This is a genomic window from Amaricoccus sp., assembly GCF_036846665.1.
In the GTDB taxonomy this organism is placed as follows: domain Bacteria; phylum Pseudomonadota; class Alphaproteobacteria; order Rhodobacterales; family Rhodobacteraceae; genus Amaricoccus.
The window spans coordinates 1-5,550 of record NZ_DAIUBO010000241.1 but is presented as its reverse complement, the minus strand read 5'-3'; the positions used below and the strand labels follow the sequence as shown (position 1 = coordinate 5,550).

Below are 5,550 nucleotides of genomic sequence, written 5' to 3'. Positions count from 1 at the left end.
TCTGCGTGCGGCTTCGGGGCGGCGCTGCCGCCCTCAGGCGCCGTCCTCCTCCTGCAGGAGCGCGAGGAAGGCCGGGCCGAAGCGTTCGGCCTTGAGCGCGCCGACGCCGGGCAGCTCGGCGAGCGCGGCGAGGTCGGCGGGCCGGCTGCGGGCGATGCGCGCGAGCGTCGCGGCATCGCAGGAGAGCGGCTTGCCGCGGCCGTCGGGCCCGCGGGCGAGTGCGAGCTGGGCCGCGTGCAGCCGGTCGAAGAGCGCGCCGCCCGGCGAGCCCGCGAGGCGGCGGCGGGCGGGGTGCAGCGGCTCGGGCGCCTCCCCGGCGATCACCTCGAGGAAGTCCTGCCCGAAGCGCTCGAGCTTGACCGCGCCGATCCCGGTGATGCCGCGCATGGCGTCGAGGCTGTCGGGCCGGCGCGTGGCGAGCTCGATCAGCGTGCGGTCGGGGAAGATCACGTAGGCCGGCACGCCGGCGGCGTCGGCGAGCTGCCGGCGCCGGGCCTTGAGCGCCGAGAAGAGCCCCTCGTCCTCCTCGGCGACCAGCGCCACGGCTTCGCGGCGTGCGGGACCACGCGCGGCGGCCCTGCGCAGGGTGTCGGCGCGCAGATCGATCTTCGCCTCGTCGCGCAGGACCGGCCGCGCGGCTTCGGTCAGGCGCAGCGCGCCGTGGCGCGCCGGGTCGGGGCGGATCAGGTCGTGGCCCATGAGCTGGCGGAAGATCGCCTGCCATTCGGGCTTGGAGCGCGCGCTGCCGACCCCGAAGGTCGGCAGCCGGTCGTGGCCGCGGGCGAGCACCCGTTCGGTCCGCTCGCCGCGCAGGATGGCGATCAGATGCTCGGCGCCGAAGCTCTCGCCGGTGCGCAGCATGGCCGAGAAGGCCATGCGCGCGGCTTGCGTCCCGTCGAAGATCTCCGGGCGCTCGGCGCAGAGGTCGCAGTTGCCGCAAGGCTCGTCCAGGGTCTCGCCGAAATAGGCGAGCAGGGTCTGGCGCCGGCAGCGCCGGGCCTCGGCGAGGCCGAGCAGTGCGTTCAGGCGCTTGTGGTCGGCCTCCTTGCGCGCCGCGGGGGCGGAGCTCTCGTCGATCTGGGCGCGGCGCAGGCGGATGTCCTCCGCACCGTAGAGCGTCAGCGTCTCGGCCGGCGCGCCGTCGCGCCCGGCGCGGCCGATCTCCTGGTAATAGGCCTCGATCGATTTCGGCAGGTCGGTATGGGCGACGTAGCGGATGTCGGGCTTGTCCACTCCCATGCCGAAGGCGATGGTGGCGCAGACGATCAGCCCGTCCTCGCGCTGGAAGCGGGTCTCAGCCAGCCGCCGGTCCTCGCCGTCGAGCCCGGCGTGATAGGCGATCGCCACATGGCCCGCCTCGCCGAGCGCGGCGGCCAGTGTTTCCGTCTTGGCGCGACTTGCGCAATAGACGATGCCGGAGCGGCCGCGGCGGGCGGCGGTGAAGTCCAGGATCTGGCGGCGCGGCGCGTCCTTGGGGCGGAATTCGAGATGGAGGTTCGGGCGGTCGAACCCGCGCAGGAAGATCTCCGGCGCTTCCCCGCCGAAGAGCCGCCGCACGATCTCCTCGCGGGTCTCGGCATCGGCGGTGGCGGTCAGCGCCACGGTCTGCACGCCGAGGCCCGCACGCAGTTCGCCGATGCGCAGGTAGTCGGGGCGGAAATCGTGGCCCCACTGGCTGACGCAATGGGCCTCGTCGACCGCAAGCAGGCCGACGGCGATGCGCCGGAGCAGCGGCCCGGCGGAGGCGAGCCGCTCGGGGGCCATGTAGAGCAGCTTCAGGGTCCCGGCATCGAGGGCGGCGAAGATCGCCTCGGCCTCGCCGGCCTCGGTCTGGGAGGTCAGCGCGCCGGCCTCGACGCCGGCGGCCCGGAGCGCCCGGACCTGGTCGCGCATCAGCGCGATCAGCGGCGAGATCACCACCGTGACCCCGGGCCGGGTCAGCGCCGGAAGCTGGTAGCAGAGCGACTTGCCGGCGCCGGTGGGCAGGATCGCCAGCACGTCGCGGCCCGCTTCCACCGATGCGACGATCTCGGCCTGGCCGGGGCGAAATTCGGGGAAGCCGAAGACCTGGCCGAGCAGGCGCCGGGCCTCGGTCATGCGGAGACGCGCATCAGGGTGATCATCGTGTCCCCATAGCGGCGGGCGTCGAGCAGGGTCAAGCCGGGGGGCGGCAGCACCGCCGCCGCCTCCTCCCAGACCAGGAGCGCGCCGGGGGCGAGCCAGCCGCCGCGGTCGGCGGCGGCGAGCGCCCGCTCGCCGAGCCCGCGCCGGTAGGGCGGGTCGAGGAAGACCAGGTCGAAGGGCGCCTCCGGGCAGGACCCGAGCCGCGTGGCGTCGGTGGCGAGGAGGCGGGTGGCCTCGCCGGCGCCGAGCCGGGCGATGTTCTCGCGCAGGAGGCCGAGCGCCTTGGCGCCGTTCTCGACGAAGGTAGCCTGCGCCGCCCCGCGCGAGAGCGCCTCGAGCCCCAGCGCCCCGGTGCCGGCGAAGAGGTCGAGCACGCGGCGGCCCTCCGGCGGCGACGGCGTGCCATAGGGGCCGTGGGCGAGCAGGTTGAAGAGGCTCTCGCGCACCCGGTCCGAGGTGGGGCGCAGCTGCGCCGCCGGGTCGCCGCCCCCGAGCGCGGCCAGCGGGCGGCCGCGATGCCGGCCCGCGATGATGCGCATCAGGCCAGCGACTTGAGGTCGCGCGCGGGATCGGCCACCGCGTCGGGGTCGGGCGAGACGCCGGCCTCGATCCAGCGCTTGGCGGTCATGTAGGCGCGCGGGTCGTTCATCGCGTCGACCGCGAGCAGCCGGCCGGCGCCGTAGTACCAGACCGATTGCGCACCGGGCCGGCCGCCCGGCCGGGTCAGGATGCGGTCCCAGCCGGTGTTGAGCCCGGCGATCTGCAGCTTGACGTCGTACTGGTCCGACCAGAACCAGGGCCGGGCGAGATAGCCCTCCTCGGCGCCGAGCATGGCCGCGGCCGCCGCCTCGCCCTGGTCGATGGCATTGGGCACGCTTTCGAGCCGGATCGGATGCCCGTGATGCGGGAAGCGCGCGCAGTCCCCGGCGGCGAAGATCGCGGGGTCGGAGGTCCGGCAGGCGGCGTCGACCAGGATGCCGTCCCCGGTCGCCAGCCCCGCGGCTTCGGCCAGCGCGGTCTCGGGGCGGATGCCGATGCCGACCAGCGCCAGATCGGCGGGGATCGTGTCGCCGTCCGCGAGGATGCCGCCGGTGACGCGGCCGTCGCTGCCGGCGAGGCGGTCGAGCGCCGCGCCCTCGCGGATCTCGACGCCATGGGCGCGGTGGAGGTCGCGGAAGTAATCCGCCGTTTCCGGCGCCGCGACGCGGCCGAGGATGCGCGGGGCGGCCTCGATCAGGGTGACGGCGAGCCCCTTCTCGCGCAGGACCGCCGCCGCCTCGAGGCCGATGTAGCCGCCGCCCACGATCAGCGCGCGGCTGCTCCGAGGGAGCGCCGCCGCCAGCGCGTCGGCGTCGGCCAGCGTGCGCATCTCGAGCACGCCGGCGAGATCCCCGCCCTGGGCCGAAGGGAGACGGCGGGGCGCGGCGCCGGTGGCGAGCGCCAGGAGGTCGAAGGGCAGCCGGGTTCCGTCGTCGAGCGCGACCTCGCGCGTTTCGCGGTCGATCGAGGTGGCGCTTCGGCCGAGCCGCAGGTCGATGTCCGCTTCCTCGTAAAAGGAGGTCGGGCGGAGATGGAGCCGTTCGCGCTCCATCTCGCCCTTGAGATAGGCCTTCGAGAGCGGCGGCCGCTGATAGGGCGGATCGGGCTCGGCGCCGACCAGCGTCAGCGGCCCCGCATGGCCGAGCGCGCGCAGGCGGGCGACCAGGGAAGCGCCGGCCTGGCCGGCCCCGACGACCACGATTCGGGCCGATTTCGCGTCCATCAGCGCCCCCGGGCTGGCTTCGCAGGTCCGTTCGTCTATATGGGCCGCGACATGTGCCGCAACAGCGAATTGGACGAGCGAAGATGACGATAGCGACTGGGGACCGCCTGCCCGAAGCGGAGTTTCTCGAGATCGGCGCGGATGGCGAGCCGGTGGCGGTTCCCGCCGCGGCGCTCTTCGGCGGGCGGCGGGTGGTGCTCTTCGCGGTGCCGGGCGCCTTCACGCGGACCTGCAGCGCGGCGCATTTGCCGAGCTTCCAGCGCACCGCCGATGCCTTCCGGGCGAAGGGCGTCGAGGAGATCGCCTGCCTCGCGGTCAACGACCCCTTCGTGATGCATGCCTGGGGCGAGGCGCACGGGGTTGCGGCTTCGGGCATCCGCATGCTGTCGGACGCGGGGGCGGTCTTCACCGACGCGATCGGGATGCGCAAGGAGGACACGCCGGCGCGGGGGATCCTCGGCCGGTCGAAGCGCTATGCGATGCTGGTGGAGGACGGGGTGGTGGCGCGGCTCAATCTCGAGACGGGCGGCGCCTGCGAGATCAGCGCCGGGGAGACCCTGCTCGGGCAGATCTGACCGGCAGGGGAGGCTGCGCGCGGGGGTACTGCATTCGGCAGCGCGGGCTTCCGGGGTCCGTGCGCGCCCAGCGTCACCTTTCCGCCCGGCGGGTCGGGCGCTGCCCTCATCTGTAGCTCGGAGAATAGGGAACGAGCGCTAAATTCCATGGCTCAGGGGCGGCGCGTCTCGCCCCTTGTGCGCGCACAGGGGGCGGAGGATCATGCGCCGGAATTCCGGAAACGCGCGAATCGTGCCAGCCGAACCCGCGACCTTCACGAGGATGACCCAAGGCGGCCAGGCGGGGCCGGTCGCGCGGCTGCGCGCCGATTTCCTGACCGGGCTGGTGGTGGTGCTGCCCGCCGCCCTGACCATCGCGCTGGTGCTCTGGGCGATCGGGCGGATCGACGCAAGCGTGATGCCGCTCCTGCCCGGGCACCTGCCCTACGAGCATGTGGCGGGCATGGGCGTGCTCGCCTTCGTGGTCGGGACGACGGCGGCGGGCGCCTTCGCGCGCGGGCTGCTCGGGCGCGGGCTGGTGGGCTGGAGCGAGCGGCAGGTGGCGCGGCTCCCGGTGGCGCGCTCGATCCATGCCACCGCCAAGCAGTTCCTCCAGACTGTGCTGGAGCGGGACGACACCTCCTTCCGGCAGGTCTGCATGATCGAATATCCCGAGCCGGGGCTCTGGGCGATCGGCTTCGTGGTGCGGCCGGCGGCGGCGCGCATGCGCGATCCGAGCGGGGTGCCGGATCTGGTCGCGGTCTTCGTCCCGACCGCGCCCAACCCGACCACGGGATTTCTCGCCTATGCGCCGCTCGGCGACCTGCGCCTTCTCGACATGCCGGCGGATGCCGCGCTGCGGCTGGTCATGTCGGGCGGGCTGGTCGATCCCGGCACGGCCGGGCCGGCGGCTCGATCCGGGTAAGCGGTCGGCCCGGGGAAATCCCGAACCGGCAAAAGCGAGGCATTGCCTCGCGCCGGTTCGTCGGCCGGAGCGCGCGAGCGCTGAGGTCGAGGGGGGCCGGGTTCCACCGTCGCTGGGTAATCCGCGCGCTCATGCCTGGCGGGCGCGCTTGTCGCGCCTGCCGGGGGCAGGCAGGCGCGCGCGGA

5 protein-coding genes are annotated in these 5,550 nt (G+C 74.2%); 2 read left to right on the top strand and 3 right to left on the bottom strand.

The features are described from left to right. Nucleotides 1-33: 33 nt before the first annotated feature. From recQ to V7050_RS17610, 3 genes are read right to left on the bottom strand one after another with little or no spacing between them, the layout of a single operon-like run. Nucleotides 34-2,097: a DNA helicase RecQ gene (recQ, locus tag V7050_RS17620; protein WP_324375762.1), complete on the bottom strand. Its 2,064-nt coding sequence runs from the start codon at nucleotides 2,095-2,097 to the stop codon at nucleotides 34-36. After that, the gene (gene rsmD / locus V7050_RS17615; RefSeq protein ID WP_324375765.1) at nucleotides 2,094-2,663 is read right to left on the bottom strand and encodes a 16S rRNA (guanine(966)-N(2))-methyltransferase RsmD; all 570 of its coding nucleotides are present in this window, start codon (nucleotides 2,661-2,663) and stop codon (nucleotides 2,094-2,096) included. The genes recQ and rsmD overlap by 4 nt, the downstream gene beginning before the upstream one ends. Further along, entirely contained in the window at nucleotides 2,663-3,886 is a 1,224-nt protein-coding gene (locus V7050_RS17610; RefSeq protein ID WP_324370530.1) for an NAD(P)/FAD-dependent oxidoreductase, read from the bottom strand. The genes rsmD and V7050_RS17610 overlap by 1 nt, the downstream gene beginning before the upstream one ends. Nucleotides 3,887-3,969: 83 nt before the next feature. On the opposite strand from V7050_RS17610, the gene V7050_RS17605 reads away from it, so the two are divergent. Further along, nucleotides 3,970-4,461 (top strand): peroxiredoxin, encoded by a 492-nt coding sequence (locus V7050_RS17605; protein WP_324370528.1) that lies wholly within the window; start codon nucleotides 3,970-3,972, stop codon nucleotides 4,459-4,461. 232 nt (nucleotides 4,462-4,693) lie between these two features. Beyond that, nucleotides 4,694-5,365, top strand: a complete 672-nt coding sequence (locus V7050_RS17600; RefSeq protein WP_324370526.1) for a DUF502 domain-containing protein — start codon at nucleotides 4,694-4,696, stop codon at nucleotides 5,363-5,365. Nucleotides 5,366-5,550 lie beyond the last annotated feature (185 nt).

Coding starts and splice junctions, on each gene's coding strand:
- V7050_RS17605 (WP_324370528.1), top strand. CDS start 3,970: ATGACGATAGCGACTGGGGACCGCCTGCCCGAAGCGGAGTTTCTCGAG.
- recQ (WP_324375762.1), bottom strand. CDS start 2,097: ATGACCGAGGCCCGGCGCCTGCTCGGCCAGGTCTTCGGCTTCCCCGAA.
- V7050_RS17610 (WP_324370530.1), bottom strand. CDS start 3,886: ATGGACGCGAAATCGGCCCGAATCGTGGTCGTCGGGGCCGGCCAGGCC.
- rsmD (WP_324375765.1), bottom strand. CDS start 2,663: ATGCGCATCATCGCGGGCCGGCATCGCGGCCGCCCGCTGGCCGCGCTC.